At 40.7% G+C, this 4,671-nt stretch carries 3 protein-coding genes; all 3 read left to right on the forward strand.

Annotated features, from left to right (window positions below):
* Positions 1-956: 956 nt before the first annotated feature.
* On the forward strand, positions 957-1,382 hold the full coding sequence (locus HFP08_RS28515) for an NUDIX hydrolase (RefSeq protein WP_206109344.1): 426 nt from the start codon (positions 957-959) through the stop codon (positions 1,380-1,382).
* 355 nt (positions 1,383-1,737) lie between these two features.
* On the forward strand, positions 1,738-1,833 hold the full coding sequence (gene comI, locus HFP08_RS29565) for a competence inhibitor ComI (protein ID WP_277345901.1): 96 nt from the start codon (positions 1,738-1,740) through the stop codon (positions 1,831-1,833).
* 1,075 nt (positions 1,834-2,908) lie between these two features.
* Entirely contained in the window at positions 2,909-3,571 is a 663-nt protein-coding gene (locus tag HFP08_RS28520) for an HAD family hydrolase (protein WP_168124029.1), read from the forward strand.
* The last annotated feature ends 1,100 nt before the right edge of the window (positions 3,572-4,671 follow it).

The raw sequence follows: 4,671 nt of genomic DNA on the forward strand, positions 1-4,671 counted from the left end.
CACTCGGTTTTCTTATAAAGATCATAACACAAATTGGATTGACTGAAAACCATGAAAGAGCTTAAAAAAACCTGTATAAAAACCTGTATAAAAACCTGTATAAAAACCTGTATAAAAACCTGTATAAAAACCTGTATAAAAACCTGTATAAAAACCTGTATAAAAACCTGTATAAAAACCTGTATAAAAACCTGTATAAAAACCTGTATAAAACATTATAACCCGTATGAAGGAATTTGAATGAGAGATCGAAGAAGGCCGGAACATCCTATAACACCGTATTCACGCTGCGTCGCTATCGCTCCTTGGTCCGGCCGAAGTAGGAAGAAGTAGTTTCGATGAAGATGATTCAGTAGCAGGGAAGCCAATTCAGCCGGACAACCTTGCACAGCCTAACCGCGTCGCGGCCACTCCCTCCGGTCGTTTAAGGCAGTGAAGGTTCGTGAATACAAAAACGTTAAGTGAAATCCTTGGGGGGAAGAGCAAAAACTAGAGAATGTAAAGGACTATTTAAGGCATAGAGGAAAGTTCCCATCCGGGAACGACATTGACAATGCAAGCCAGTGCACAGCGGAAACTTTCCATACGGAAACTGAAAATTGGAAGCCAGTCGGGCATACTCGAAGATACAAAGGAAAGTTTCCATACGGAAACGGAAGGATTGAAAGTGTGGAAAGGAGCTCGAGGATGTCCCCCCAAGGACAACACTTAACACCGTATTCACGCAGCGTCGCCAAGCGGCTCCTTGGTCCGGCCGGAAAGGGATGGTTGGCCGGACAACCTTGCACAGGCTAAGTCTTCGACCCGGCCATCTGATCGCTTCGCTAGGTCAGATTCGCTGCTTAAGCCAGTGAAGGTTCGTGAATACAAAAACGTTAGATGAAACCTGCGAAGAGCATATAAAACCCCAAAATTCCTTAGATATTCTTTCATCTATCTAGTCAGGAGAGGCTATTATGAATCCACCTAAGCATATCGTTTCGGCAGCTGCAATTGTAATAAATGAAAAAAACGAAATGTTACTTATTAAGGGACCAAGAAGAGGCTGGGAGATGCCTGGTGGTCAAGTTGAAATCGGAGAATCTTTAAGTCAAGCAGCCATTAGAGAAACAAAAGAAGAATCAGGAATCGACATCGAAATTATTAAATTCTGTGGAATATTTCAAAACGTAGGAAATTCAATTTGTAATACATTATTTTTAGCAAAGCCTATAGGTGGGGAGTTAATAATATCATCAGAGAGTTTGGATTCAGGATTTTTCCCAATAGAAGAAGCACTTAAAAAAGTTGAATGGAAAGATTTTAGACAAAGAATTGAATACTGTTTAAGACCTGAATTGCAACCCTTTTGTATAGAATTTATTGATAAGAAGAATATTTGAGAGTATTTCAGGAAGTCGCAGGCATCATCTAACACCGTATTCACGCTGCGTCGCTATCGCTCCTTGGTCCGGCCGAAGCAGGAAGAAGCGGATTCGATTGGAGTATATCAGTAGCAGGGAAGCCGATTCAGCCGGACAACCTTGCACAGCCTAACCGCGTCGCGGCCGTTCCCTCCGGTCACTTAAGGCAGTGAAGGTTCGTGAATACAAAAACGTTATAGGAAATTCCGGCAAAGCGTATAAAACATATAAAACCGAACAAATATTCTACTTATTACTTTTCTAATGTGGTAAGATATAGAAGTACAATTGAATCTTGGGTGGTCATAGTTTCCCTTCGAGAGGAGGTGAAGCTATGGAGGTTAAAGACGCATTGACAATCATGTTCCTATTCGGAATGTTTATCCTTGCCCTCTTAACATACATTAACTCGAACAACAAGAGAAAGTAAAAACCCACCCCAAGGTTCCAGCCAAAGGTGGGTTTTTATTCCTTTTCGACTTTGAAGGGAATAAACCATCCAAGCCAATTGTATAGCCGAGTGTTAACGCACTCGGTTTTCTTATAAAGATCATAACATATATTGAATTGACTGAAAACCATGAAAAGAAAATGTATAAAAAGCTGTATAAACCCTGTAAAAGAGCTTGTATAAAACCTTGTATAAAACCTTGTAACCCGTATGAAAGAATTTGATTGTAATATCGAAGAAGGCCGGAACATCCTATAACACCGTATTCACGCTGCGTCGCCTCCGGCTCCTTGGTCCGGACCGAAGCTGGAATAGAACGGCTCTGTAAAGAAGCCGTTTAAGTAGCGAGGAAGCCAATTCAGCCGGACAACCTTGCACAGGCTAAGTCTTCGACCCGGCCATCTGATCGCTTCGCTTGATCAGATCCGCTGCTTAAGCCAGTGAAGGTTCGTGAATACAAAAACGTTATATGCAATCGGGGCAGGGCTATTAAGAGCAAAGAAAGAAACAATATAAAGATTGATTACTTGGAGTTTGGTGATAGAATTGGTGCTTTCCCTTTTCTTCTTCTCTTACAAATGGTTAGCGTTCGAAACAAAACCCTTCATAAGATCAATTACTGTATAATATAACCAAATCAATAAATGAAGCCCCGAGTAATATAAACAAAAACCCAAATGAATGAAAAGAGAATGGTATAAAGACGAAGACATAAGAGCATTAGAATAATAAGAATAGAAAATAGAAAGGGATTGATAAACGAATAAAGCCTTGGTAGAAAACGATAAAAACTAGAAAAAAGATTAGAAATGATTTTGAGAGTGATTCAGGAAGGCCCCGACAACATATAACACCGTATTCACGCAGCGTCGCCAGGCGGCTCCTTGGTCCGGCCGAAAGGGATGGAATTGGCCGGACAACCTTGCACAGGCTAAGTCTTCGACTCGGCGATCTGATCGCTGCGCTAGATCAGATTCGCTGCTTAAGCCAGTGAAGGTTCGTGAATACAAGAACGTTATCGGAAATTGCCTAAGAGCAGTAAAAGGAGGAAACCATGAACAATATAAAGGCTGTAATCTTTGATCTAGATAATACAATTCTGGACAGGACAATTACTTTCAATAAATTTGCAATGACTTTTGCAGCTAAGTATTTTCCACATTTGAATGATAGAGAAAATATTATTCGCAGGATTATAGAATTGGACGAAGACGGATATAAGAATAGAAACAAACTGTTTGAAGAACTTGTAGAGGAACTGCCATGGAATAAAAAGCCTAAATCATTTGAATTACTGAAATATTTTGATGACCATTTTGTCTCAAATGCTTCTATTATGGAACATGCTAGAGAAGTAATACAAATTACTAGAGAGAAGTATAAGATTGGAATTATAACAAATGGAAGATCAAAAATTCAATATGGAAAGATTGAACAGTTAGGAATTAGAAATCTATTTGATTTTATTATTGTATCCGAAGAGGCAGGTTTTCAAAAGCCAAATGTTAGAATATTTGAGTTAGCAATAGAAGGACTTGGAATGAGACCAGAAGAATGTTTGTATATTGGAGATCATCCTATTAATGATATTGAAGGTGCGGGGATGGCAGGAATGGAGACGATATGGATTGAAGTAAACCATCCCTGGAAAACAGAAATAACTATAAAACCGAAACATAAAATTAAAAGATTAAGTGATTTAGTGGGAATACTCTAAGAAGAGGCAACGTCCGATAACACTGTATTCACGCTGCGTCGACTCCGTCTCCTTGGTCCGGACCGAAGTTGGAATAGAACGGCTATAAGGAAGCCGTTTAAGTAGCGAGGAAGCATATTCAGCCGGACAACCTTGCACAGGCTAAGTCTTCGACCCGGCCATCTGATCGCTTCGCTTGATCAGATTCGCTGCTTAAGCCAGTGAAGGTTCGTGAATACAAAAACGTTATCTGCAAGATCTGCCCCAAGAAACTTGAAAGTAACTCATCCACAACGTCCTGTTGTTTGAAGCCAATCAAGAAGTGATAGAAGGGACAAAATATGAAATCGTATTTTGGAAGCGGATCAAGGAAGTCAGCGTAACAACATTCAGCAAATTGTATTTTGGAAGCGGATCGAGGAAGTCAGCGTAACAACATTCAGCAAATTGTATTTTGGAAGCGGATCAAGGAAGTCAGCGTGTCAACATTCAGCAAATTGTATTTTGGAAGCGGATCGAGGAAGTCAGCGTAACAACATTCAGCAAATTGTATTTTGGAAGCGGATCGAGGAAGTCAGCGTAACAACATTCAGCAAATTGTATTTGGGAGCAGATCGAGGAAGCTAGCGTAACAACATTCAGCAAATTGTATTTTGGAAGCGGATCGAGGAAGTCAGCGTAACAACATTCAGCAAATTGTATTTTAGAAGCAGATCGAGGAAGTCAGCGTAACAACATTCAGCAAATCGTATTTTGGAAGCAGTTCGAGGAAGCCAGTGTGTCAACATTAAGCAGATCATAATTGTAAGAGAATAAAGAAGTATGCCTGGAAACACTTTGAAAATTGATTTAAGAGAAGTGCTTTGAGGGTCGACGTCCTGTCTTAATTCGAAGAAGTGGGGCAGATCCAACAGATAACACAGTATTCACGCAGCGTCGCCTCCGGCTCCTTGGTCCGGACCGAAGTTGGAATAGAACGGCTCTGTAAAGAAGCCGTTTAAGTAGCGAGGAAGCATAATCAGCCGGACAACCTTGCACAGGCTAAGTCTTCGACCCGGCCATCTGATCGCTTCGCTTGATCAGATTCGCTGCTTAAGCCAGTGAAGGTTCGTGAATACAAG

The sequence above is a fragment of the Paenibacillus sp. HB172176 genome (assembly GCF_011947265.1).
GTDB lineage: Bacteria > Bacillota > Bacilli > Paenibacillales > Paenibacillaceae > Pristimantibacillus.

What these genes read in the sequence shown, in the direction of transcription:
- HFP08_RS28515 (WP_206109344.1), top strand. Translation starts at nt 957, where the DNA reads ATGAATCCACCTAAGCATATCGTTTCGGCAGCTGCAATTGTAATAAAT.
- comI (WP_277345901.1), top strand. Translation starts at nt 1,738, where the DNA reads ATGGAGGTTAAAGACGCATTGACAATCATGTTCCTATTCGGAATGTTT.
- HFP08_RS28520 (WP_168124029.1), top strand. Translation starts at nt 2,909, where the DNA reads ATGAACAATATAAAGGCTGTAATCTTTGATCTAGATAATACAATTCTG.